Annotated in this window: 27 protein-coding genes; 17 read left to right on the top strand and 10 right to left on the bottom strand. The window is 71.5% G+C overall.

Going from position 1 to position 23,183, the window contains the following annotated elements:
- Window positions 1–104: 104 nt before the first annotated feature.
- A complete protein-coding gene (locus ABZ635_RS24810; RefSeq protein ID WP_357769326.1) occupies window positions 105–1,697 on the bottom strand; it encodes an OmpA family protein in 1,593 nt (530 codons plus the stop codon).
- 260 nt (window positions 1,698–1,957) lie between these two features.
- On the opposite strand from ABZ635_RS24810, the gene ABZ635_RS24805 reads away from it, so the two are divergent.
- The 5 genes from ABZ635_RS24805 (at window position 1,958) to ABZ635_RS24785 (ending at window position 6,789) form a co-directional block, all read left to right on the top strand.
- Window positions 1,958–2,584: a fasciclin domain-containing protein gene (locus ABZ635_RS24805; protein WP_357769324.1), complete on the top strand. Its 627-nt coding sequence runs from the start codon at window positions 1,958–1,960 to the stop codon at window positions 2,582–2,584.
- 115 nt (window positions 2,585–2,699) lie between these two features.
- On the top strand, window positions 2,700–4,487 hold the full coding sequence (locus ABZ635_RS24800) for a molybdopterin-dependent oxidoreductase (protein WP_357769329.1): 1,788 nt from the start codon (window positions 2,700–2,702) through the stop codon (window positions 4,485–4,487).
- Between the two features lie 124 nt (window positions 4,488–4,611).
- A complete protein-coding gene (locus tag ABZ635_RS24795) occupies window positions 4,612–5,271 on the top strand; it encodes a fasciclin domain-containing protein (RefSeq protein ID WP_357769322.1) in 660 nt (219 codons plus the stop codon).
- A gap of 190 nt (window positions 5,272–5,461) precedes the next feature.
- Window positions 5,462–6,055, top strand: a complete 594-nt coding sequence (sigK, locus tag ABZ635_RS24790) for an ECF RNA polymerase sigma factor SigK (RefSeq protein WP_357769321.1) — start codon at window positions 5,462–5,464, stop codon at window positions 6,053–6,055.
- Between the two features lie 8 nt (window positions 6,056–6,063).
- A complete protein-coding gene (locus tag ABZ635_RS24785; RefSeq protein WP_357769328.1) occupies window positions 6,064–6,789 on the top strand; it encodes an anti-sigma factor in 726 nt (241 codons plus the stop codon).
- 156 nt (window positions 6,790–6,945) lie between these two features.
- On the opposite strand, the gene ABZ635_RS24780 is transcribed toward ABZ635_RS24785, so the two are convergent.
- Together ABZ635_RS24780 and ABZ635_RS24775 are read right to left on the bottom strand one after the other, a co-directional pair.
- Entirely contained in the window at window positions 6,946–8,295 is a 1,350-nt protein-coding gene (locus tag ABZ635_RS24780) for an MFS transporter (RefSeq protein WP_357769319.1), read from the bottom strand.
- Window positions 8,296–8,553: 258 nt separating this feature from the next.
- A complete protein-coding gene (locus ABZ635_RS24775) occupies window positions 8,554–9,831 on the bottom strand; it encodes an MFS transporter (protein ID WP_357769317.1) in 1,278 nt (425 codons plus the stop codon).
- Window positions 9,832–10,017: 186 nt separating this feature from the next.
- Between ABZ635_RS24775 and ABZ635_RS24770 the strand changes: the two genes are divergently transcribed.
- From ABZ635_RS24770 to ABZ635_RS24750, 5 genes are all read left to right on the top strand, one after another.
- Window positions 10,018–10,503 carry an Lrp/AsnC family transcriptional regulator gene (locus tag ABZ635_RS24770; protein ID WP_357769316.1) on the top strand — a complete coding sequence of 162 codons (486 nt, stop codon included), beginning with the start codon at window positions 10,018–10,020 and terminating at the stop codon, window positions 10,501–10,503.
- Window positions 10,504–10,634: 131 nt separating this feature from the next.
- A complete protein-coding gene (locus ABZ635_RS24765; RefSeq protein ID WP_357769314.1) occupies window positions 10,635–11,474 on the top strand; it encodes a DMT family transporter in 840 nt (279 codons plus the stop codon).
- Between the two features lie 149 nt (window positions 11,475–11,623).
- Complete coding sequence (locus tag ABZ635_RS24760) at window positions 11,624–12,307, top strand: hypothetical protein (protein WP_357769313.1); 684 nt, start codon at window positions 11,624–11,626, stop codon at window positions 12,305–12,307.
- 49 nt (window positions 12,308–12,356) lie between these two features.
- Window positions 12,357–13,331, top strand: a complete 975-nt coding sequence (locus ABZ635_RS24755) for an amidohydrolase family protein (protein ID WP_357769311.1) — start codon at window positions 12,357–12,359, stop codon at window positions 13,329–13,331.
- A complete protein-coding gene (locus tag ABZ635_RS24750; RefSeq protein WP_357769309.1) occupies window positions 13,316–14,887 on the top strand; it encodes a long-chain-fatty-acid--CoA ligase in 1,572 nt (523 codons plus the stop codon). The genes ABZ635_RS24755 and ABZ635_RS24750 overlap by 16 nt, the downstream gene beginning before the upstream one ends.
- A 119-nt stretch (window positions 14,888–15,006) precedes the next feature.
- Here the strand turns inward: ABZ635_RS24750 and ABZ635_RS24745 are convergent, their stop codons facing one another.
- Window positions 15,007–15,801 carry a VOC family protein gene (locus ABZ635_RS24745; protein ID WP_357769308.1) on the bottom strand — a complete coding sequence of 265 codons (795 nt, stop codon included), beginning with the start codon at window positions 15,799–15,801 and terminating at the stop codon, window positions 15,007–15,009.
- Window positions 15,802–15,909: 108 nt separating this feature from the next.
- Between ABZ635_RS24745 and ABZ635_RS24740 the strand changes: the two genes are divergently transcribed.
- From ABZ635_RS24740 to ABZ635_RS24730, 3 genes are all read left to right on the top strand, one after another.
- Window positions 15,910–16,836: a PfkB family carbohydrate kinase gene (locus tag ABZ635_RS24740; protein ID WP_357769306.1), complete on the top strand. Its 927-nt coding sequence runs from the start codon at window positions 15,910–15,912 to the stop codon at window positions 16,834–16,836.
- Window positions 16,837–16,968: 132 nt separating this feature from the next.
- Entirely contained in the window at window positions 16,969–17,220 is a 252-nt protein-coding gene (locus tag ABZ635_RS24735) for a type II toxin-antitoxin system prevent-host-death family antitoxin (RefSeq protein WP_357769305.1), read from the top strand.
- Window positions 17,217–17,477: a Txe/YoeB family addiction module toxin gene (locus tag ABZ635_RS24730; protein ID WP_357769303.1), complete on the top strand. Its 261-nt coding sequence runs from the start codon at window positions 17,217–17,219 to the stop codon at window positions 17,475–17,477. The genes ABZ635_RS24735 and ABZ635_RS24730 overlap by 4 nt, the downstream gene beginning before the upstream one ends.
- 100 nt (window positions 17,478–17,577) lie before the next feature.
- Here the strand turns inward: ABZ635_RS24730 and ABZ635_RS24725 are convergent, their stop codons facing one another.
- The 3 genes from ABZ635_RS24725 to ABZ635_RS24715 are packed head-to-tail and all read right to left on the bottom strand — an operon-like array spanning window position 17,578 to window position 19,285.
- Window positions 17,578–18,096, bottom strand: coding sequence for a GNAT family N-acetyltransferase (locus ABZ635_RS24725; protein ID WP_357769301.1), 519 nt, complete (start codon window positions 18,094–18,096; stop codon window positions 17,578–17,580).
- A 14-nt stretch (window positions 18,097–18,110) separates the two neighbouring features.
- Window positions 18,111–18,362, bottom strand: coding sequence for a Smr/MutS family protein (locus ABZ635_RS24720; RefSeq protein WP_357769299.1), 252 nt, complete (start codon window positions 18,360–18,362; stop codon window positions 18,111–18,113).
- Complete coding sequence (locus ABZ635_RS24715) at window positions 18,299–19,285, bottom strand: hypothetical protein (RefSeq protein WP_357769297.1); 987 nt, start codon at window positions 19,283–19,285, stop codon at window positions 18,299–18,301. Before ABZ635_RS24715 ends, ABZ635_RS24720 begins: the two co-directional genes overlap by 64 nt.
- 102 nt (window positions 19,286–19,387) lie before the next feature.
- Between ABZ635_RS24715 and ABZ635_RS24710 the strand changes: the two genes are divergently transcribed.
- Complete coding sequence (locus tag ABZ635_RS24710; RefSeq protein WP_357769295.1) at window positions 19,388–20,008, top strand: MerR family transcriptional regulator; 621 nt, start codon at window positions 19,388–19,390, stop codon at window positions 20,006–20,008.
- Between the two features lie 130 nt (window positions 20,009–20,138).
- Here ABZ635_RS24710 and ABZ635_RS24705 read toward each other — a convergent pair whose 3' ends face one another.
- A complete protein-coding gene (locus ABZ635_RS24705; RefSeq protein ID WP_357769294.1) occupies window positions 20,139–20,522 on the bottom strand; it encodes a hypothetical protein in 384 nt (127 codons plus the stop codon).
- A 173-nt stretch (window positions 20,523–20,695) separates the two neighbouring features.
- Here ABZ635_RS24705 and ABZ635_RS24700 point away from each other — a divergent pair, with 173 nt between their 5' ends.
- The gene (locus ABZ635_RS24700; RefSeq protein ID WP_357769292.1) at window positions 20,696–20,860 is read left to right on the top strand and encodes a hypothetical protein; all 165 of its coding nucleotides are present in this window, start codon (window positions 20,696–20,698) and stop codon (window positions 20,858–20,860) included.
- Window positions 20,861–20,960: 100 nt separating this feature from the next.
- Window positions 20,961–21,884, top strand: coding sequence for a Scr1 family TA system antitoxin-like transcriptional regulator (locus ABZ635_RS24695; protein WP_357769290.1), 924 nt, complete (start codon window positions 20,961–20,963; stop codon window positions 21,882–21,884).
- A gap of 30 nt (window positions 21,885–21,914) precedes the next feature.
- On the opposite strand, the gene ABZ635_RS24690 is transcribed toward ABZ635_RS24695, so the two are convergent.
- Window positions 21,915–22,403, bottom strand: coding sequence for a GNAT family N-acetyltransferase (locus tag ABZ635_RS24690; RefSeq protein WP_357769289.1), 489 nt, complete (start codon window positions 22,401–22,403; stop codon window positions 21,915–21,917).
- Window positions 22,400–22,543, bottom strand: a complete 144-nt coding sequence (locus ABZ635_RS24685) for a hypothetical protein (protein ID WP_357769287.1) — start codon at window positions 22,541–22,543, stop codon at window positions 22,400–22,402. The genes ABZ635_RS24690 and ABZ635_RS24685 overlap by 4 nt, the downstream gene beginning before the upstream one ends.
- 6 nt (window positions 22,544–22,549) lie before the next feature.
- Here ABZ635_RS24685 and ABZ635_RS24680 point away from each other — a divergent pair, with 6 nt between their 5' ends.
- On the top strand, window positions 22,550–23,092 hold the full coding sequence (locus ABZ635_RS24680) for an RNA 2'-phosphotransferase (RefSeq protein WP_357769285.1): 543 nt from the start codon (window positions 22,550–22,552) through the stop codon (window positions 23,090–23,092).
- Window positions 23,093–23,183: the final 91 nt, after the last annotated feature.

The raw sequence follows: 23,183 nt of genomic DNA, 5'->3' as shown, positions 1-23,183 counted from the left end.
GTCCTCCCCGCCCTCCGCGCCGATCTTCATCGCGTCGGGGATCGTGCAGGTCAAGGCGGAGAAGACCTTCGTGCCGCTGATCCCGACCCCTCCCGGTTCACCGGTCAGTAGTCGACCGGGATCTCCTCGAACTCACCGAACGGGCCCGCCCGCAGGGTCAGTTCCTCTACGTCCACCGGCGGAGCCGGGTACACCGCCACCAGCTCGTGGGTGTTGCCCGGCTGGATCACGTGCACCTCCTCGGCGAAGCTGCTGTAGCGCCCCTCGCCGAAGTCCATCTGCGCCACGTACCGCACCAGGCCGTTGTCCGGCTCGAACAGCTGGAACCCGCCCAGGGTGCCCTTGTTGAACTGCTCGGGTCCGCCCGCCACCGTCTCGGAACCGCCGAGTTCGGGGGCCAGCGGCCGGTCCGTGGTGTTGGTCATCGCCACCGTGCCGATGACGTACGCGCCGTCCCGCCGCAGCGGGTAGACCTCCAGACGGATACCGTCCTTCTCCCCCTCGGCGACCACCGAACCCGGGTCGTCGCTGTACGGCGCGGGCCAGGTGACGTTGCGCTGCGCGACGCCCAGGCCGTCGTCGTCGTACTCCTCGTCCTCCGTGGCCTCCACCGTCGGGTTGAACACGTACGAGAACTCCACACGGCGGTTGCGCGCCCGCGCCTCCTCGTCGTCCGGGCCTCCCTCCCGCGCGATCGGCTCGCGCTTGCCCCGGCCCTCGACCTCCAGCCTGTAGTCGGTGCCGAGCTCCTCCGCCAGGAGGTCGCGGACGGTCTCCGCGCGCTCCACCGACAGGTTGTCGTTGTAGGAGGCGTCGCCGATGCCGTCGGTGTGCCCGATCACGGTGATGGTGGGGTCGTCCGGGTCGACGTTGTTCGCGAGGGTGGTCGCGGCGCGCCGCACGACGTCGGCGGCGGTCTCGGTGAGGTCCGACCGGTCGAACTCGAACATCACGTCGGAGTGCAGCGAGATGATCTCGCGGTCGCCGTCACGGGTGGTCGAGGCGATCTCGGAGTCCACGAAGCTCTGCACCCACCCCTCGTCCGCGACCGCGTCCTCGTCGGGGCGCCGGTTGGCGAAGGTGAGGTTCTCACCGCGCCCGGGCGGGTTGTCGAGGCTGAGGTGGTCCGGCCCGTTCGGGTTCTCGGGGTCCGCCCTCTCCTCGTCCACGTCCTGGACGGGAATGCCGGTCATGGCGCCGAGGCCGCTGCCGACGAAGGTCACCTGGGCCACCTCGTCCGGAATCCTGGGGAAGTACCGGGTGTACTCGTTGGTGACCCCGTCGTGCACCGGGTACAGACCGTCCTCGTTGGGGCTCTCGGAACCGTACTTGAGTCCCCCCTCGTCGAGGAACTGCCGGTACACGCGACCGGTCAGGGGGTCGACCAGCGTGTGCGCCATGCTCAGGTTCCGGTTGGGACCGGCGAAGTCGTCCAGGTAGGTGACCTCGTAGTGCATGACCGTGTAGTCGTCGGTGCGCTCCAGGCCGGTGATCGAGAAGCGCATCTCGGCGTCCTGACCGGTGTCCTGGAAGATGCGGCCCTCGCGGACGTAGGGGAATTCCTCCCTCACCTCCGGCGGGCCCGACGCGTCGCCGAAGGTCTGTGACCACCAGTCGGACACGGGGGTACAGCCGCTGAGCAGGAGGCTGCCCGAGACCATGAGCGCGACCACGGTGAGGGGCGTCTTCCGCGCCATGTGGGGGAACTCCGATCGTTGAGGAGACGTACGGGCAATATCCTCCTGCACTCGCGGGGTCGAACCGACCACTGCGTCCGCGTAGGCCCGACGTCGACCGCCCTGGCCAGGGGTGACCCCTATGGGGGATTCTTCGGTCGTGGAACGGCGGATGAAACCGCCCGCTCGCGGTCCGTGGTGAGTCGAGGACCGCCCGACGATCCACCGACACGTAGCTTCGTATACCGGTGACGGAAGGACATCGTCCGAAGGAGAGACGCATGCGCGGAACCACTCTCGCGGTGGCCACGACCGCCGTGGCACTCGCACTCGCGCTGGGGGCCTGCGGCTCCGGAGGGGACACCGGCGACGGGGCCGCCCGCGAGGTGGTCCGGGAGTCCGGGGAGGGGGGAGCGGCCGCCGGCGGGGACACGGCCGAACCCTTCGGTCCCGGCTGTTCGGACTTCCCCTCGAGGGGCGCGGGCAGCCTCGACGCGATGGCCGACCAGACCTTCACGACCGCCATAGCGGACAGCCCCGTCCTGGGCCGCCTGGCGGAGGCACTGGAGCGCGCCGGGCTCGGGGAGGACCTGGACACGGCGGTGGGCGTGACCGTGTTCGCCCCCACCAACGAGGCCTTCGACATGTACCCGGACGGGGAGATGGACGACCTCATGCGGGACCGGGACGGCCTGGCGTACCTGCTCAACTACCACGTCGTCGCGGATGCGGTCGGCGGCGCCGATCTGGGCGCGGGCGTGTTCGACTCCCTCAGCGGCGGCCAGGTGCGTACCTCCGGATCGACGGGGGAGTACGTCGTGGACGACTACGCGCCGGTGGTGTGCGCGGACGTGCGTACCGCCAACGCCACCGTGCACGTGGTGGACATGCTGCTCATCCCGTCCTGAACCCCGTGGGCGCGGCGGGCCCGGGCCCGGGTCGGCAAGCGGCACCGACCGGCCGTTTCCGAAAGCCGCGAAAAAAGTTCCGCCACCCACCCATCCGCTTCCCTGTGGGCCCCGAATACCCCATGTGACCACCAGGACACGCGGGGAACCGACCCCGCCACGTGACGGGACGAGCCGGGGCGCCGGGGCGGCCCTCGGACTGACCGTCGTCGCCTCGGCGCTCGGGTTCGGCGCACTCGCCGCCGGGCTCCTCGGGGCGACGTCCCCGGTGGTCACGGTCGGCGACGCGCTCGTCGACCACAGCCCCCGGTTCCTCACGTCCTGGGCGATCGCACTCTTCGGCACGGCCGACAAGGCCGTGCTGGTCACCGGGGTGCTGGTCGTCCTGGCCCTGTCCGGGGCGACGCTGGGTGTCGTGGCTTCACGCCGCCCCGTGGCGGGGTACGTGGGGCTGGGGGTGTTCACGGCGCTGGGGCTCGTCGCCGTGGGCCTGCGTCGCGCCGACGACCCGGGGGCCGCGGTCGCCGTGGTCGTCGGCGCGGCGGCGGGCGCAGTCGCCCTCGCGGTACTGCTGCGCGGCGCGGGGGTGCGCACGACCGGACCCCGGCACGCGCCGGTGGGCGGGGACACCCCGGTGGGCGGAAGCACCGCGGTAGACGGGAACACCCCGGCGGACGAGGACATCCGGGTCAACGGTGCCGAGCCCGGTGACGCGGGCTCGTCTGCGGACGCGAGGACACTGACGGACGCTGGCCCGTCAGGGGACGAGGCCGGGGACGGGGACGCGGACGGTGTCGCCTCCGACCCCACGACGGCGACACCCGGAGGGGGCCGGGGTCCGGGCCGCCGGAGGTTCGTGCTCACCACGGCCGGGGTCCTGGCCGCCTCCGGGACCGCCGGAGCCCTCGGCCGCTGGGCGCCGTCGCTGATCGGTGGAGCGGACCCCTCCGCGCGGCTGGCCCTGCCCTCACCCGCCGACCCCCTGCCGGACCTGCCCTCCGGGGTCGACCTCGGTGTCCCCGGGCTGACCCCCTTCACCACCCCCGCCACGGACTTCTACCGGATCGACACCGCCCTGGCCGTTCCCCGGATCGACCCCTCTCGGTGGACGCTGCGCGTGCACGGCAGGGTCGACCGCCCGTTCGAGATCACGATGGCCGAACTGCTCTCCCGTGACCTGGTCGAGGCGGACGTCACGCTGTCGTGCGTGTCCAACCAGGTGGGCGGCGACCTCGTCGGCAACACCCGCTGGCTGGGTTTCCCCCTCGCCGACCTGCTGCGGGAGGCCGGGGTGCACGCGGACGCCGACCAGATCCTCAGCACCTCCGATGACGGCTGGACCTGCGGCACGCCCACCGAGACGGTGCTGGACGGCCGCGACGCCCTGCTGGCGGTGGGCATGGGCGGTCGACCGCTCCCCCCGGAGCACGGGTTCCCCGCCCGCCTCGTCGTCCCCGGCCTCTACGGATTCGTGAGCGCCACCAAGTGGGTCACCGACATCAAGCTCACCCGTTTCGCGGACGAGCGGGCCTACTGGGCGCAGCGCGGGTGGGGCGTGCGGGCACCGATCAAGACCATGTCGCGGATCGACGTGCCCGCTCCGCTCGGCCGGGTCGCCTCCGGGGAGGTGGCGCTGGCCGGGGTCGCCTGGGCCCAGCACCGCGGGGTGGCCGGGGTGGAGGTGCGGCTGGACGGCGGTGAGTGGTGGGAGGCCGAGCTCGCGCGGGTCCCCGGGATCGACACCTGGGTCCAGTGGGTCGCGGAGACCACCGTGGAACCCGGCGGCCACGCGGTCGAGGTGCGCGCCACCGACGCGACCGGCTTCACCCAGCCCTCCGAGCGGGTGGACCCGGTTCCGGACGGCGCCACCGGCTGGCACCGCATCCGGTTCACGGCCACCTGAGGCCGACGCTGCCCTCGCGGGCCCTGCCCCCACCAGACCTCACACCAACCACACGTACACCACCGACCACACGCAGCACGGACACACCAGAACCAGAACGCAGTCACCGAACAGGGAGAGAACCATGATCCGCACCACCACCCGCAAGAACACGCTCGCCGCCACCGCCGCGGCCGCCGCGCTCGCCTTCGGCCTCTCCGCCTGCGGCGGCATGGACGACTCCGACGCCGAGAACACGGACGCCGGTACCGCCGAGGAGACCGAGGGCACCGGCATGGACGAGAACACCGACGGGGACACCGCGACCGCCGGTGAGAACTTCGGCCCGGGCTGCGCCGAGGTCCCCGCGGACGGCGACGGCAGCTTCGAGGGCATGGCACAGGACCCGGTCGCCACGGCGGCGTCCAACAACCCGCTGCTGTCCACCCTGGTCACGGCGGTCGGAGAGGCCGACCTGGTCGACACGCTCAACTCCGCCGAGGACATCACCGTGTTCGCGCCCACCAACGACGCCTTCGACAAGATCCCCGAGGAGGACCTCAACGCCCTCCTGGACGACAAGGACCAGCTCACCGAGGTGCTCACCTACCACGTGGTCGAGGGCCGCCAGGCTCCGGAAGCCCTCGCTGACGGCACGTTCACCTCTCTCCAGGGTGAAGACGTGACCTCCGCCGGCTCCGGTGAGGACTTCACGGTCAACGGTGACTCCAAGGTGGTCTGCGGCAACGTGCAGACCTCCAACGCGACCGTCTACATCGTCGACACCGTCCTGATGCCCTCCTGATGAGAGGGCGCGCCACGGCGTAGCCGGTCCGGCTCCGGGGATCGGACCGGCCACCCTCCCGGCGGTCCCCCGTCCGGGGGACCGCCACAACGCCCGGGGATCATGGGGTGTACGCGGCGGTGGCGGGGGCCCCGCCGTTCAGCCCGCTGAGAGAACGAAGCAACGCGTCACCCAGACGAGAAGGGTCCGGATGGACAGGGCAGCAGCCGTACCGCGCGACGCGGTCCACGACGCCGATCCGCCCCGGCTGGAGGAACTGCTCCCCCTCGTGGCACGCGGAGACGAGCGGGCCTTCGGCCGGGCCTACGACCTGATCAGCCCCACCGTGTACGGTCTGGTACGCCGCGTCCTGCGCGACCCGGCCCAGTCGGAGGAGGTCACGCAGGAGGTACTGGTCGAGGTGTGGCGCAGCGCCTGCCGCTACGACGCGCGGCGGGGCAGCCCCCAGGCCTGGGTGATGACCCTGGCCCACCGCAGGGCGGTGGACCGGGTGCGCTCCGAACAGGCCAGCAGCGACCGTGAGGCACGGGCGGCCGCCGCCGACACCCGTCGCCCCTACGACGAGGTGGAGGAGGAGGCCACCAACCGGCTCGAACGAGAACGCGTGCGCCGATGTCTGGACACGCTCACCGAACTCCAGGGGCAGTCGGTGCGCCTGGCCTTCTACGGCGGGTACTCCTACCGCGAGGTGGCCAGGCTGCTGTCGGCGCCGTTGGGAACCGTCAAGACCAGGATGCGTGACGGGCTGATCAGGCTCAGGGACTGCCTGGGGGTGGAGTGGTGAGAGGCACGATGGGGCAGGACCTGCACACACTGACGGGCGCCTACGCGTTCAACGCCCTCTCCCCCGGTGAGAGCGTCCGGTTCGAGGACCACCTGGCCGACTGTGACTCCTGTGTCCAGGAGGTCCGGGGCTTCACCGAGACCTCGGCACTGCTCGCCTCGGCCGCCGCCCGGACCCCGCCGGACGGGCTGCGGGACCGGGTGCTGGAGGAGGTCTCCCGTACCCGGCAGCTGGCTCCCGCGCCCGAACGCCTCCCCGAACCCCGGCGCCGTGCCTGGCCGTGGGTGCTGGGCCTGGCACTGGCCGCGTGTGTGGCCGCCGTCATCGCGTTGGGCGCGGTCGTGGTCGAACAGGGCCGCCAGGTGGACCAGCTGCGGGCCAACGAACAGCGGATCGCGGCGGTGATCTCGGCTCCGGACGCGGTCTCCACCAGCGCCGAACCGATGGAGGGGGTGAGCGTCTCCGTGGTGCATTCGGAGACCCTGGGCGACCTGGTGTTCAGCGCGCACGGTCTTGAGGACCTGCGCGACGCGGACTACCAGCTCTGGCTGACCAGGGGGGACGGCAGCGTGTACTCGGCGGGTGTGCTCTCCGTGGACGGCGCCGGGTTCGTGCTGCCGATCCTGGCGACCCCGGACGAGGGCACCGAGGGAGTCGCGGTGACGGTGGAGCCCGAGGGCGGCTCGGAGCAGCCCACCTCGGAGCCGGTGATGGCGATGCCGGTCACCGGCTGATCCCCGAAGGCCGGGCCCGGGCCCGGGCGGGGCCGCGCCGTCTGTCGGCGCGGCCCCGATTCGGGCTCCGGCGCGGGTCCCGGTTCGGGCTCCGGCGTGGGCCTGACGCGGGTCCCGGCAGAGCACCACGCCCCGGAGCGGGCCCGCGCACCGGGGTCAGCGCTGCGCGATCTCCTCGGGACGGGGCAGGTGGCGCATGGTGGGTCCCAGGGTGAACAGGGCGGCCAGCGCCGACACCACCGCCATCATCAGGAACACGAGCGTGGGCCCGGCCAGGTCGAACAGCAGCCCGACCGCGACGATCCCGACCGGCTGGGAGAGCAGCGACATGAAGGTCACCGCCCCCAGCGCCCGGCCCTGGTAGCGGTCGGGGACCGACGTGGCGACGTAGCTGTAGAACACCGCGTTCACACACGGCACGGCGGCGAACACCAGCCCCATGATCAACCCGAGGCTCAACACGCCTGGCGCCACCAGGAGGGCGAGCGCGCACACCGGCGCCGACCACGCGGTGAAGAAGAGGATCGCGCTGGGTCGCACCACGCGCACGACCACCCCTGACGCCAGCGCGCCGACCAGCCCGCCCGTGCCCGCGAGCGAGACGGTGAGCCCGACCACGACGTGGGAGGCGCCCCGTTCGTCGGCGGTCGCGATCAGCGCCAGGAACGCCCCTGTCTGCGTGAACGCGAGATTGAAGCAGACGATCCACGAGAGCATCGGCCGCAGGATCGGGTGCCGGGACAGCAGCGCGAACCCCAGCACCGCACCGCGCGGACCCATCCGCTCGCCCCGGCCCCGGTGGGCCTGCATCGGGCGTCGGACGCGCAGCACCAGCACCATCGACACCAGGTAGAGGGCGGCCTCGGTCAGGAACGGGAAGGCGCGCCCCAGACCGAAGAGGAAGCCGGCCACGGGCGCGCCGAGCGCGGTCGTGGTGAAGAAGCGAATCTGGTTCTGCGCCGCCGCGCCAGCCATCTGCGACGACGGCACCAACTGTTTGGTCGCGGCCATGGCAACCGGGTTCGAGACTCCCATCAACGCCGAGCTCACCACCGCCACACCGATCACCATCGGCACCGTGACGTGGCCGCTCATGAGGGTCGCCGCGAAGGAGACGAGCAGGATCAGGCGGCCGAGGTCGCAGACCAGCAGCACGGCGCGGCGGTTGACCCGGTCCGCGAGGGAGCCGCCGACGACCGCCGCCACCATGGTGGTGGCCACCTGGGCCGCGCCGACCAGCCCCGCTCCGGCGGCGGAACCGGCGAGCGTCAGCATGAGCAGGGGGTAGGCGACCTCACCGCTCTCCTTGCCCAGTCCGGCGAGGAAGCGGCTCGACCAGAGGACCTGGAAGTCCTGGTTACGCAGGAGGGAGGCGGCTCCGACGCGGCTCCGGCGCGCCCGTCGCGTAGGGGCGGCGGCCCCCGGCGGGGGGCGCGAGTCCGGTGCGGGGTCCGGTACCGGGGGAGGCCCCGGGGGCGGGAGGAGGGCCCGCCGATCGATCGTCATGGTGTCCGACCACCCGTCGTGATGCCCGGTGCTCCCGGGAGTGCCCCGAGGCCCGGCTCCGAGGGTTGCCCCCAAGCGCCCCCGTCGCGGTCTCGCGCGGGTCGTGGGCGTCAGGAGGGGTGGGCGGGGATCACGAAGGAGGGTCTTTCGGGGGTGGGGTTGCTCAGACCGACATTATGCGCCCGTTGTGGCATTGGCGACCCCTAGTCCACACGAAAGGCGCATATCCGACCCATTGGCCACTATCGGCCGCCCCCTTCACGAACCGACGACGGGAAGGTCGGACGACCGGACCGGGCGGCGCCGCTGGGCGGCCGCCTCGATCGTCCACGGGGTGCGCTCGACGTAGGCCACGACCAGGGCCACCGCCAACGAACCGCCCGCGATCACCGCGTACGAGAGGGTCCACCCGCCGGTCAGCTCGTAGAACAGGCCGAACAGCAGCGGGCCGCCCAGGGCGATGCCGCTGCCCGCCCCCTGCACGAACCCGGAGAGGGCGGCGGCTCCCTGCGGAGTGGAGCTGCGGGCGTTGATCATGGTCATGGTGACCACGAACAGACTGGTGCCCAGGCCGAGGAAGAGCACCCACAGCACGGCGTACGCGGGGGCCGCGGCTACACCCAGGTAACCGACGCCGTAGCCGAACAGCCCGAGCGCGACGATCGGGAAGGTGTTGGCCGCGCGCAGGGTGACGATCGGCGCGACCAGGCCGAACAGCAGGCTGACGCCGACCATCAGGGAGACCAGACTCCCGGCGAGGGCGGGGCTGTGGCCCGCGTCGTCGAGCAGGGCGGGAAGCCAGGTGAACAGCGTGAAGACGTTCCAGGTGACCATCCCGAACAGCAGCGCCATCCGCCAGGCCATGCCCACGCGCCAGATCGGCCGGGCCAGTCCGGGGCCCGCGGAGGACACGGCGGCGTTCGGCTCGCCACCGGGCCGCCGCCACTGGACGACCCACAGGAGCGCGGCGACCAGGGCCAGGAAGGACCACGCCCCCAGCGCCACACGCCAACCGGCGACCTCCGCCAGGGGGATCGCGACCAGGGGCGGGAAGAGGGCGCCCAGGTGGATGGCGACCATCTGCACGGTGCTCAGCGCGGCGAGCCGGTCCGGGAAGTACTGCTTGATCAACGGCGGCAGGACGACGTTGCCCAGTGCGGCGCCGGTGAGGGCGATCCCGGTGAGCAGGAGCAGGGCCGCGGTGTCGGGAGCGAAGGCGCGCATGACCTGGCCCGCTCCGGCGAGCAGCATGCTCAGGGCGGCCGTGGCCTCGGGGCCCAGACGGCGCATGATGGCCGGGGTGACCAGCCCGAACACGGCGAAGGCCACCAGCGGCAGGGTGCCGAAGACACCCACGACGGTGGCGGTGAACCCGAACTCCTCGCCGACGGTGGTCAGCAGAGGCGAGAGGGAGGTGACCACGAGGCGCAGGTTGAGCGCCGCGCAGACGATGGCGAGCAGGGCCAGGACACGGCCCCGGGCCCTGGGGCGTACCGACGGTCGGTCGGCGACGGCCACGGCGGAGGAAGGTCTCACGGTGACGGACGTCCCTTGTGTTGCGGTGGTGCGGCGTTGCACCGGTGCTGGGCCGACCGGCGGGCGACACTGCCGTCCGGGAAGGATCACTCCCCGGCGAGCCAAATACGACCTTTTCGCTCAGATGTTACGCATGCTCCGGAGTCAAATACAAACACCCGTATTAAGTACGGGTAAACTCTGGTTATGGCTGATCTCGACGAACTAGATACGGCGATCCTGGCCGAACTCCAGTCAGACGCACGAAAGACCAACCGCGACGTGGCCGCGGCGGTGGGCGCGTCGCCCACCACGACCCTGGATCGCACCCGCGCGCTGCGAGAAAGGGGTGTGATTCGCGGCTCACTGCTGGACGTCGACCTCGAACTCATCGGCCGCCCCGTCCAGGCGCTCATCACCGTGAGCGTCGTGAAGCCCTCGCGCCACAACATCGAGGCCTTCCGCGACTGGGTCCGCGCCCTGCCCGACACCCTGTCGGTCTTCGTCACCTCCGGCAACGAGGACTTCCTGGTGCACGTGGCCCTGCCGGACAACAACAGCCTCTACGCCTTCGTGGTGGACAAGCTGACCGAACGCCCGGAGGTGGCCGACGTGCGGGCGTCGATCGTCTACGAGCACCTGCGCAACAACCGGATCGCGCCCGCCAACGCCCGGGACCGCCACCACCCCTGATCACACGCCCTACCGGGAGACCAGGTCCACGCGGGCGGACGACGCGGGGCCCACGGCGGGGGCGGTCGGGGGCGGCGCAGGGGCCGACGGCTAGCCTTGCGGGGTCCCCGACCCCTTCTGCGAGACATCCAATGACCACACCTATCGTCGTCGCGGTGCTGGTGGCGGCGCTCCTGCACGCGGCGTGGAACGCGATCGCGCACGCGATCACCGACCGCCTGCTCGGCTTCGCGCTGATCGGCCTGGGCGGGATGTTCGCGACCCTCCCGCTGCTGTTCGTGGTCGGGATGCCTCCGCCCGAGGCCTGGCCGGTCCTCATGGGCTCCCTGGCCACCCACCTGGTCTACCTGACCCTGTTGATGGTGTCCTACCGGACCGGTGACTTCGGGCAGGTCTACCCCCTGGCCCGGGGCACCGCGCCCTGGGTGGTGGCCCTCATCGGCGCGGTCCTGCTCGGCGAGGCGCTCCCCCTCAGGGAACTCGTCGGCGTCCTGGTCATCTCGGCCGGGCTGATGATCCTGGTGTTCGCGGGCGGGCTGCCCCGGCGCCACCACGCGCCCGCGCTGCTGGCCGCCTTCGCGACCGGGCTCGCGATCGCCTCCTACACCGTGGTGGACGCCTACGGCGTGCGCCTCACGGAGAATCCGCTCGGCTACATCGCCTGGATCATGATGCTCCAGGGCCCGGTGTTCTTCCTGGTGGCGCTGGCCACCCGGCGGGGAAGACTGGCCGACCAGCTGAAGCCGATCTGGAAGGTCGGCCTGATCGGCGGCGCGGTGAGCGCGGGCGCCTACGGCCTGGTCCTGTGGGCCCAGCTGTCCGGGGCGGTCGCCGGAATCGCGGCCCTGCGCGAGACCAGCATCGTCTTCGCGGCACTGATCGGCCTGGTGTTCTTCAAGGAACGGGTGGGGCCCGTCCGGATCGCCGCCTCCGCCGTGGTCGTGACCGGCGTCCTCCTGCTCACCCTGTGACCCCGGCGGGGGCGCCGCACCGGGCGGCCGGAGTACCTCCGGGCGCCCGCGCTCCGGTGACGGGCACCGGGCTCCCCCACCCCGGCGCGGGCTCCGCGTGAGTACTTCTACTCAGTAACCGCGCCCGCCCGGGCGCGGTCCCAACGGGTATGAAGAACCAGCGACCCACCTCCCCGCCGCTGCTCCTCCTCGCGACGCTCGGCGCGGGACTGTTCCTGACCGGCTGCGGCCTGCTGCCCGGCGGCCCCGACGAGCCGCGTGACCCCGGCGTCTCCCCGGTGTCCGCCTCCCCCTCCGACGACCGTCCCTCCGCGTCGCCCGACGACCGCGCCCCCGAGGGCCCGCCCTCACCCGACGCCGCGTCCTCCCCCTCGGGAGCGGCCCCCGACTGGTCGGCCCCCACGTTCGCCACGGGCTGGGAGATCCAGTACCGCGCCGACATGAACCTGCACCAGGCCACCCAGGACGGCACCGGATGCGACGTCGTGTTCAGCCAGACCACCGGCACCGACCAGGCCCGCAGGGACGGATTCGAGCCCGGCGGGACCCTCGACGCCCTGGTGGAGAACGTGGCCGAGCGGGCGGGGAGCACGCCGGTCGACGTCCCCGCCGACCCCTACCGGATCGTCGCCGACTCGGGCCGGACCCACGAGTTCGAGACCCGGCAGGTCACCTTCGACACGCCCGACGAGCACCGCACGGCCCGCATGGGCGTGCTGTGGGTGGACGACGCCGAACTGGTGGTCAGCGCGTCGTGCCCCACGGAGGCGTGGGACGAACAGCAGTTCCCGATCGCCGTGCTCGTGGGCGCGGCGTCGATCAGCGGCGCCTGACCCCGCCCCGGCCCCGAGCGCGGCCCGGATCGGTCGTAGGCTGACGGATGTGACTGGAATCTCATCCGCCCCCGAGGGCGGCGAGGACACCGGGGTCCGCCGGATCTGGGGCGCGCTCGGACTCCCCGGCCTCGTGGACGTGCACACGCACTTCATGCCCCCCAACGTGCTGCGCAAGGTGTGGGCCTACTTCGACGCCCTCGGCGAGGGGGTCTGGCCGATCAACCCCCGCTACCGCGTCGACCAGACCGAGCGGGTCGCCCTCCTACGCGGGTTCGGGGTCCGGGCCCACACCGCGCTGTCCTACCCGCACCGACCGGACATGGCCACCTGGCTGAACGCCTGGTCGGCCGACTACGCCGACCGGCACCCCGACGCCCTGCGCAGCGCCACCTTCCACCCCGAGCCCGGGGCGGGCGGCTACGTGGCCGAGGCGATCGGCTCCGGTGCCCGCGTCTTCAAGGCCCATCTCCAGGTCGGCGGCTACGATCCCCGCGACCCGCTGCTGTCGGAGGTGTGGGGCGCCCTCGCCGACTCGGGAACCCCCGTGGTGGTGCACTGCGGCTCCGGGCCCGAACCCGGGAACTTCACCGGCCCCGGCCCCTTCGAAGAGGTGCTGCGCGAGCACCCGCGCCTGACCGCCGTCATCGCTCACGCCGGCGCGCCCGAGTACACGGCCTTCCTCGATCTGGCCGAACGGTACGACCGCGTCCACCTGGACACCACCATGGCGTTCACCCCCTTCACCGAGCGGCGCTCGCCCTTCCCCCGCGCCGAACTGCCCCGCCTGCGCGCGCTCGGCCACCGCGTGCTCCTGGGCTCCGACTTCCCGAACATCCCCTACCGCTACCTCGACCAGCTCCGGGCCCTGACCGGCCTGGACCTGGGCGACGACTGGCTGCGCGGGGTCCTGCACGACAACGCCGCCGCGCTGTTCGGCCTCCGTGCCCGCCCAGACGACCCCGCACCGGCGCCCGACACCGGGCGGCACCACACAGAGAGGGAACGATGGAACTCGCCCTGACACCCCTGGAGTTCGCCCGCCGGACCCGCAGGCTGCACCCCCACCGCGAGGCAGTGGTCGACCGCGGCCTCCGGTTCACCTACGAACAGTTCCTCGACCGCTGCGACCGCTGGTCGTCCGCGCTCCGGTCCATGGGGGTCGGGAAGGGCGACCGGGTCGCCTACATCGCACCCAACACCCACGCCCAGCTGGAGTCGTTCTACGCGGTCCCGCAGCTGGGCGCGGTCCTGGTCCCGGTCAACTTCCGGCTCACCGCGGACGACTTCGTGTACATCGTCAACCACTCCGGCGCCCGGGTGCTGTGCGTGCACGCCGACCAGCTCGACGCCGTCGACGGCGTCCGCGACCGCATGCCCGGCGTGGAGAGGTTCGTCGCCCTGGAGGGCGCCCGCGACGGCTGGGAGGACTACGAGTCCCTGCTCGCGGCCTCCTCCGCCGACTTCGACCGCCCGGAGATCGCGGAATCGGACTTGCTCACCATCAATTACACGTCGGGGACGACCGCGCGCCCCAAGGGGGTGATGATCACCCACCGGAACGCGTACCTGAACTCGGTGGGGACGCTGCTGCACCTGCGGATCGGCCTCGGCGAGCGGTACCTGTGGACCCTCCCGATGTTCCATGCCAACGGCTGGACCTACACCTGGACGGTCACGGCGGCAGGGGGCACCCACGTGTGCCTGCCCGCCATGGACCCGGCACGGGTGTTCGAGCTGATCCGGTCGGAGGAGGTCACCTGGCTGTGCGCCGCTCCCACGGTGCTCATCATGCTCTCCAACACTCCCGAGGCGGTGCGCGGCTCCGTCCCGCCCGGAGTGCACGTGGTCACCGCCGGGGCCTCCCCGGCCGCCGAGACCATCGAACGGCTGGAGGAGGACTTCGGCTGGACCGTCACCCACGTCTACGGCCTGACGGAGACCACACCCTTCATCACGGTGTGCGAACCCCGGCCCGAGCACCGGGACCTGGGCGTGCGCGAACGGGGCGCGCTCAAGGCCCGCCAGGGGGTCGAGCTCATCACCTCCGGAGAACTGCGGGTGGTGGACACGGACGGCGCCGAGGTGCCCTGGGACGGCAGGACCGTCGGGCAGATCACCGTGCGCGGCAACGTGGTGATGAAGGGCTACTACAACGACCCCGAGGCCACCGAGCTGGCCATGGGCGACGGCTGGTTCCGCACCGGCGACGCCGCCGTCACCCACCCGGACGGCTACGTGGAGATCCAGGACCGGATCAAGGACGTCATCATCTCGGGCGGCGAGAACATCTCGTCCGTCGAGGTGGAGGGGGTGCTGCTGCGGCACCCGGCCGTACTGGAGGCGGCGATCGTGGGGGTCCCGCACGAGCGCTGGGGGGAGACTCCGCGCGCGTCCGTGGTGCTGCGTGAGGGTGCCACCGCCACCGAAGCGGAGATCATCGCCTTCGCCCGCGAACACCTCGCGCACTTCAAGGCCCCCACCCAGGTGGAGTTCGTGGAGCGGTTGCCCAAGACCGCCACCGGCAAGATCCAGAAGTTCGTCCTGCGCGGCGGTGCCTCGGCCGTCTCACGCCAGTAGGGCGGGGCGGCCCCGCCCGACGCCGACTCGGGCGGGGCCGCGGAGCGCGGGCACGTGTGCCGGGTGTCGACGCGCTCGTCGGCGAGCGCCCGGGCCGGTCGCCGACGCCCGTACCGGGCCTACCCGGGGTTCGGGGTGAGCAGCACGAACAGGGCTCCGGCCGGGTCGACGGCCACCGCCAGCCGCCCCACCCCCGGAACGTCGTCCGGCCCCATGTTGATCTCGCCCCCGGCCCCGCGAATCCGGTCGACGGTCGCGTCGCAGTCGACGACGTGGAAGACGGGATGCCAGTCGGCGCCCCCTCGGGTCCGGGCCAGGTCCGCGGCGCCGACGCCCATGATCCCGCCGAAGGCCCGGTCGTCGCCCAGGCCCGCCGGGCGGGCCACGCCGTACACGCCCGCGGAACCCGGCAGTTCGAAGTCCGCGAACTCCCAGCCGAACAGGCCGCCGTAGAACTCCCTCGCGCCCTCGGCCGAGGGGGTCCACAGCTCCGTCCACACGAGGGTGTTCGGATCGTCGGTGCGTTCCATGCCCGGCAGGGTCCCGGCCTCCCAGAGCGCGACCGCCCCGCCCTGCGGGTCGCCCACGTGTGCCATCCTGCCCAGGCCCATGACGTCCATGGGCTCCACGTACGGCGTCGCGCCCAGTTCGCGGGCCCGCCGGAACGTCGCGTCCAGGTCGGGGGTGTTGTAGTAGATCGTCCAGGTGATGGGCTGGTCGTCGGTCATCCTCGGACCGAGCCCGCCGATCATCGAACCCTCGTACCGGATCAGCATGTAGCCGCCGGTGTCCGGACCGGCCGACTCCGCGGTCCAGCCGAACACCCGGCCGTAGAAGTCGAGCGCGTGGTCCACGTCGGCGGCGGTCAGCTCGACCCAACAGGGTGAACCGATCACGTAGTCGGTGGTGAGCATGGTGCCTCCCGTCTTGGCTCCACACGAGTGTGCTCCAGGGCGTCGCCATGCCGGGGATGAGCGGGGCAAAGTCTTGACAACGACCGAACCGACCCGGGAGGACCCGACATGACCGCACGCCTGCACCACGTGGGACCGGTGATCGTCGACGTCGTGATGACCGTCGACCGGCTGCCCGAGCAGGGCGGCGGCGCCTTCGCCGACACCGCGCGCACGGTCGCGGGGGGCGGCTTCAACGTGATCGCCGCGGCCCGCCGCGCGGGCATGGAGGTCGTGTACGGAGGTGCGCACGGCACGGGGCCGCACGGCGACCTGGTGCGGTCCGCGCTGCGCGACGCGGGCGTGGTGGTCGCGCACCCGCCCCGGCCCCGCGACACCGGGTTCTGTGTGGCCCTGGTGGACGCCTCCGCGGAGCGTACGTTCGTCACTCACCTGGGAGCCGAGACCGACCTGCCGCTGGCCGACCTGCGCACCCTGCGGCCGGTGGCGGGCGACTTCGTCTACACCGTGGGGTACTCGCTGCTGCCCGGGGAGCGCGCCGACGAACTCGTCACCTGGATCGGTGCGCTTGCCTCGGGGGTGCGGCTGGTCGTGGACCCGGCGCCGGTGGTGGGCGCGATCCCGCCCGCGACGCTCGACGCGGTGCTCTCCCGCACGGACGTGCTCAGTCTGAGCGCCGTCGAGGCGGCCGAGGTCACCGGGGTCACGGACCCGTCGGTCTCGGTGTCGCTGCTGGCCGGGCGGGTGGCCCCCGGTGGTGTGGTGGTGCTGCGCGACTCCGCCGAGGGGTGCCTGGTGGTGTGCGGGGGCGACGCGCCCCGGCGGGTCCCGGGATTCCGGGTGGACGCGGTGGACACCAACGGCGCGGGCGACGCGCACGTCGGGGTGTTCACCGCCGCCCTGGCCGAGGGCCGACCGCCGCTGGAGGCCGCCCGCCGGGCCAACGCGGCCGCCGCCCTCGCCGTCACCCGGCGCGGTCCCGCCACCTCCCCCAAGGCGGAGGAACTGGAGCGGTTTCTGGCGACCCGGGTGTGAGCACCAGACGTGGACGAACAGTCGGCCAGGGTACTTGCAGCGATCCACCTGCCGACGAATCGCCAACCTTACGCCATGCGTACAACTTCTTGTACAATAGAGTCAAGTTCGTGTGCGAGGAAGGACTGAGACATGAAGACCGTGACCTACTCCGAGTCCCGTGCCAACTACGCCGCCACCCTCGACTCCGTGATCGATGACCGGGAGGAGGTCGTCATCACCAGGGCGGGACGGGAGCCCGTGGTGATGATGGCGCTGTCGGAGTACGAGACCCTCAAAGAGACGGCCTATCTCCTGCGCAGTCCCGAGAACGCCCGTCGTCTGGTGACCGCGATCGAGGAACTGGAGTCGGGCCGTGGGATCGAGCGGGAGTTGAGCGAGTGAGGCTCGTCTGGGCGGAGAGCGCTTGGGAGGACTACGTCTGGTGGCAAAGCCAGGACCGGAAGATCCTCAAGCGCATCAACGCACTGATCAAGGACATCGCCCGTAACGGCAATGAGGGCATCGGAAAACCGGAGCCGCTGCGACACGGTTTCCAGAGCTACTGGTCGCGCCGCATCACCGATGAGCACCGGCTCGTGTACAAGCTGGTCGAGGATGAGACCCTCATCGCCGCCTGTAGGTACCACTACGGGAAGTGACCTCGACAACCGTCCGCCCCACGGACACCGCTAGTGGCGAAAATGGATGAACAGGCGGCCACGATACTCGCGAAGCCGCACTTCGCGACCTCGGAGGCGCTCAGGCCTGGCCAGGGAGGGCGACATGGACGCGGTGGGGACCGTTGTAGTGGTGCCCCTCGCCTACAGGGAGGAAGCCCAGTCGGGCGGCCAGGCGCAGGCTGGGCGCGTTGTCGATGTGGATGAGCGCCCAGACCGAGTGCAGGCCGAGAGAGTCAAGGCCATGGCGGAGCAGCGTGCCAGCCGCTTCCGTGGCCAGACCTCGCCCTCCGTGGCGGACAGCCAGGTACCAGCCGATCTCCGGCAGCCCGCCGGGCAGTTCCCCCGAGGGGCGCAGATGGGCGAGGCCGACCAGGTCACCGTCGAGCAGCACGGCCCAGTGCCCCAGTGCCGGTGGCCCGTCGTAGGCCAGCCGATTGTCGACCATCCGGCGAGCCAGGGGCGGATCGGAGAGATCCGCCCCCAACAGGGAGCTCATGGCCGGGTCGGCGAACAGGTCCACCACGGCATCGGCATGCCGTTCCGCGAGGGGTTCCAGGACCAGCCGGTCGCTGAACAGGCACTTCTGCCGCTCACCCATCGGACCTCCGGAAGTCAGTGCTTGAAGTGGACGAACAGTCGGCCGAAGTTCTTCGAGTCCTTCTCCACCCGGTGGTAGCGGGCCTTGACGTCCTTGCGGTCCAGGAAGCGCAACACCCGCTTCTTCAACTGTCCGGACCCCTTGCCCGGGATGATCTCGACGGTCTTGGCCCGCTTGCGTTCGGCCTCGTCCATGATGGCGTTCAGCGCCTGGTCGATGCTGGTGCCCCGGTTGTAGATGTCGTGCAGATCGAGTTTGAGTCGCACTCCCGCCCCTTCTCCGATAGCCCGGATGATACGCGCACGGACCACGCCAGGCCCAGCGCGGTGAGCGCCGCCAGCGCCCCGGCGGCCGTGAGGGTGAGGGTGTCGGGCGCGACCACCGACTGTCCTCTCAGGGCCTGCCAGACGGTCAGCGCCGTGAGCCCGGTGTAGGCGGCGCCCACCACCAGCGACACGCGCAGGCGCACGTCGTCGTCACGCAGCCGGGGGAACCGGACGCCGAGGGCGACCAGCGCCAACGCGAGCAGAATCATCACCTGGAGGCCGTGCATGCCGACGAAGTGGCCGACCCTGAGGTCGCCGCCGACGGTGCTCCAGCCGAGCACGGGCAGTCCGGGGCCGCCGTCGGGCAGGCCCACCGTGTGCGCCCCGATCACGTCCATGGGCCCTTCGAGCTGGGCGGGGGTGGGGCTGGTCATGAGGGGACCCACGGCCATGCCGAGGAGGGCGATGCCCATGCCCACGCGCAGCGCCCAGGTGGTGGAGCGCTCCCGGACCCGCTGGAGCATGAGCACCACCGCGAGCGCGAACGACGCCACCCACAGGGTCGCGATCATCCCGCCCATGACCGCGTAGATCGCGGAGTCGAGGGGGGTCGCGTTGTTGAAGTGGCTCATCCGGCCGCGTGCGGCCTGGGTGACGAGCAGGGCCATCTCCCCCGCCGTCGTGGCGGCGACCACGGTGCCCAACCACCAGGCGGTCCGGCGGCCGCGTGTGAGCAGCGTGAGCATCCAGGCGAGGGTGGCGTTGTAGACGATGATCGACACGGCGAACTTGGCGGGTTTCAGCCAGATCGGGTCGTTGTTGACGAGCCGGTCGTCCAGGACGAGGCCGACGGCGCTGACGGCGAGGAGGGCGACGCACAGGTACACGACCAGCATGAGCGGCCGATGGAGGGGAGCAGGCACAGAGGATTCCCTGAATAGATAGTTCCACTATCCGCTATAGACACTCCTACTATCCATAAAGGGGAGCGCGGGCGCAAGGGCGCCTGCGCACGAAGGGACGGCATGCGCATCTCGGAACTGAGCCAGCGCTCGGGGGTACCCGTACCGAGCATCAAGTTCTACCTGCGGGAGGGGCTCCTGCCCCGGGGCGAGCTCACCAGCCCCAACCAGGCCCGTTACGACGAGGACCACCTGAACCGGCTCCGCCTGGTCAGCGCCCTCACCGGGGTCGGCGGCCTCTCGGTGGCCGCCGCGCGGGACGTGCTCGCCGTGATCGACGCCGAGGAACCCAACCTCGACGACCTCATGGGGGTCACCCTCAAGGCCGTCCACCCCATCACCACGGAGAACGAGCCCACCGACGCCGAACTCGCGGAAGTGGACTCCCTCGCCGAACGGCACGGCTGGTACGTCCACCCGGACTCGCCGTTGCGAGAGGAGGTGGCCCAGGTGGTCGCCGCTCTCCACCAGGCCGGGCTCGACACCGGCTCGGGGTGGGTCGACGGCTACGCGCGCGCCGCCGACGACGTCGCCAGGCAGGACCACGAGGTCCTGACCGGACTCGACGGCCTGGACGAGGTCCTCAGGACCGTGGTGGTCGGCACCGTCCTGGGCGAGCGGCTCCTCGCCGCGCTGCGGCGCATGGCCCAGGCCAGCGAGGCCCACCGCCGCTACGGAGTGTGAGGTCGGGCAGCGGGTCGCCTGGCGGTGCGAGGACCCGCCCTCCTCCGCCCCGGCCCCCGCGCCGCCCGTCTCGCTCCCGCCGCACAGGGCCCGTCCACCCCGCCAAGCGCCCTCACCCCTCCCCCCCCGATCACCGGCACCCCCACTCCGAGGGATGGTCGCCCAGGCGCAGCTCCACCCACACGGTCATGACCCCCCGGGGTTCACGCGCCGTGTGCTGCCACTGCGTGCTGACCTCGCCCAGCAGGGCCACCACCCCGGCGGACAACACGGGCTTCCAGGCCTCGTCGGCGGAGATCGGCGGCCGGTAGTCCACGGACGTCGTCGCGTGCCGACCCATGCGCACGAGGCTGAGCCGCCAGGGGTCCCCGCCGGAGTCAAGGATCTCCTGGGCCATCACCGCCATGAGCCAGATCATCCCCTCGCTGCCGGGGCCCAGTTCCTCGGCCAGGAAGCGGCGCACCTGACGCACCAGGTTCACACCGGGCACCAGTGTCCGCACGACCACGCTCAAGCAACACCCCCCAATTGAGCCACTCAGACATCATGACACGCGAGCTTGATGCTTACACAAGAATCATAGAATTGGCAGCACCCACCTGCAAAAACGTCGGAGTCTATTGAAGACGGACAGAATCTATGCTTATCTAAGCATCGTCATCAGCAGACACCTGGGAAGGGAGAGACATGCAGGTGAAGCAGATCCGAGGGTGCGAAAACGGAGGGTGCCCGAAGGTGTTCGCCACCGACCGGGGGACATTCCTCGTGCAAGGCGCTACGGTTGTCTCCATGCCCACTCCGGAGCACGAAACGGTCATCGAGGTCCCCGTGGAGATCATCCAGGGCCTGTGACCCACCGGTGCCCGAGGGAGGGGCGGGGCTCGTCTGGCGGCTACGCCCAGGACGGAGACGAGCCCCCCACCGGGACGCGTAGGGAGAACAGGCAGAACTCGTGAGTGAGTACCGGAGGAAACGCCAAGGGCAATTCGGTCAGGAACTGAGGAACCTACGCGGATCGATGAGTCTGAGCGGCCGCGAGGCGGCGGAACTGGCCGGCACGGACCAATCCACCATCTCGCGCGTCGAGAACGGACACATCCGCCCCTCACACGAACTCCTCGCGCGACTCCTCGACACCTATCAGGCCTCCCCTGCCGCCAAGAAACGCCTCGCCGCCGAACTCACCGAACTCGACATCGGCGTCAGCAGTTGGAAGTGGCTCGAAGAACAGCAACAACTGCCGCGCCAGACCTACATCCGCAACCGGGAACGGGAGGCCCTGAAACGGCGGGGCTTCCACATGGAGGTTCTCCCCGGCCTGCTCCAGACCCCCGCGTACGCCGCCGAGGTGCTGCGCGACAGCCCCCCCATCGCACCGGAACAGGTCCCCGAAGGGGTCGCCCTGCGCACCGAGCGGCAGAAGGTCCTGTTCGAGGAGGGCCGGACCTTCGGCTTCGTCATCACCGAGTACGCGCTCCGCCGCCCCTTCGGCACCCCCGACCTCATGCGGACCCAGTACGAGCGCCTCCTCCACCTCGCCTCGGACCCCAGGATCAGCGTCACCGTCATCCCGATGTGGGCGCGCTACCCGGTCACCCCCAGCGGCTTCACGATCTTCGACGACTCCTACGTCTACATCGGCACCATCACCAAACCGTTGGAGATCGTCGAGGGCACGCAGGTCCAGGACTACGTGCAGCTGTACGCGACCCTGGAGGAGGCGGCGCTCACCGAGGAGGAGTCCCTGCGCATGGTCAAGGACCTGATCGAGAGGGGCCGCCGCACGCCGGAGGACGACGACCGGGGCGACACCGCTCCCGGGGCCGCCACCCTGCGGCACGGGCACCGGGGCGGCACGGGCACCGCGGGCCCCTGAGCCAGCCCCGCGCCTTCCGGCCACCCGCCCCTACAGGCGCAGCGCGAAGCACATCCGGTGGTCGCCCGGACCGTCGTAGTCGTCGAACGGCCCGGTCACGGCGAAGCCCAGGGACCGGTGGAAGGCGATCGAGCGTTCGTTCGTCACCGACGTGACCGCCCGCACCAGGGAACGCCCGTCCTCGCGGGCCGCCTCCGTGAACAGGCGGTACAGCTCACGGCCCAGGCCCGACCTCCGGTGCTCCGGGGCCACCCCGGCGAAGTGCACGTACGCCTGGTCGCGGTGCGCCGGGCTGGCGAACCCCACGAGGAAGCCCGCGATCCCCCCGTCGTCCTCCGCCACCAGGGACGTGGTGGGGAAGTGGTCGAGGAACAGGCGCGGCAGGATGTGGGCCACAGGTCTGCCCCACCAGTCGTCGCACACGGCGACGATGCGTCCGTGGTCGTCGGGTACCGCGTTGCGCACCTCGACCCCGCCGGGGCCGCGACCCCTCCACACACCGCTCCACGCGTTCGTCACCCGAAGCCCTCCTCGAAGAGACGGCGTACCCCGGGATCGCGATCCGACACCGCGAACAGCACCCGACCCGAACCGCCGGGGCCCAGGGTGCGTCCCGCGCGGAAAATCCCTTGGAGGCCGTCCGGGAGTTCGGGGATCATCGGGGCGTGAACACGAAGGAACTCCAGCGCGCGTCCAGGTTCCTGGCCCTGGTCCTGCGCCACGCCCCCGACCGGGCGGGGATCGCCCTCGACCCCCAGGGCTGGGCCGACGTCGGCGACCTGCTCGCGGGCTGCCGCCGCGCCGGGCACCGCCTCACCCCCGAGGACCTCCGGAGCATCGTCGAGACCAACGAGAAACGGCGCTTCGCCCTCAGCCCGGACGGTGCGCGCGTGCGCGCCCAGCAGGGGCACTCGGTGGAGGTGGATCTCGGGCTGGAGGCGGTGGACCCGCCGGGGCTCCTCTTCCACGGGACCGTCGGGCGGTTCCTGCCCGCGATCCGCCGTGAGGGCCTGCGCCCGATGAACCGCCACCACGTGCACCTGTCGGTGGACCGGGGTACCGCACGCGCCGTCGGCGCGCGCCGGGGCGCGCCGGTGGTACTCACCGTCGACGCGGCCCGCATGCACGCCGACGGCCACCCGTTCGGCGTCAGCGGGAACGGCGTGTGGCTGACCGGGTCCGTACCCCCCGGCTACCTGCTGGACTAGGGCGTGTTCCGCGGATCATTCCGGGCTCGCGACCACCAGGCTGCCTCTCGCTGCGCCGACTTCGCTCGGACAGCCAAACCCGGGCGGGCCC

Source organism: Nocardiopsis sp. NPDC007018, from assembly GCF_040635075.1.
Classification (GTDB): Bacteria; Actinomycetota; Actinomycetes; order Streptosporangiales; family Streptosporangiaceae; genus Nocardiopsis.
This window is presented reverse-complemented; position numbering and strand designations above follow the sequence as displayed.